This is a genomic window from Psychrobacter sp. TB20-MNA-CIBAN-0197 (assembly GCF_040309765.1).
Lineage (GTDB): Bacteria > Pseudomonadota > Gammaproteobacteria > Pseudomonadales > Moraxellaceae > Psychrobacter > Psychrobacter submarinus.
Genome location: NZ_JBEOPC010000690.1, coordinates 1 through 267, shown reverse-complemented (window position 1 = coordinate 267; position 267 = coordinate 1). Strand labels below are relative to the sequence as shown.

Annotated in this window: 1 protein-coding gene; it reads left to right on the top strand. The window is 64.4% G+C overall.

Translation table 11 applies throughout. The features are described from left to right. The coding region (locus AAEY83_RS15555) for a condensation domain-containing protein (protein WP_351060373.1) at positions 1–267 on the top strand (267 nt) is incomplete at both ends.

Sequence of the window (267 nt, the reverse complement as noted above, 5' to 3'; positions counted from 1 at the left end):
ACCCAGGTGCTCAAGGCGGACATCGACGCAGAGCTGCCGTTTATCGAACTGCTGCGTCAGGTCAAACAGACGGCGCAGGAGGCGCAGGCGCATCAGGACTTGCCCTTCGAGCAACTGGTCGAAGCGCTGGAGCCGGGCCGCAGCCTCAGCCACAGTCCGCTGTTCCAAGTGATGTTCAACCACCAGGCCGAGCGCCGCGCGAGCGTCGCCACACGCCTGAACGGCCTGAACATCGAACCGCTGGAATGGCAGAGCCAGACCGCGCAA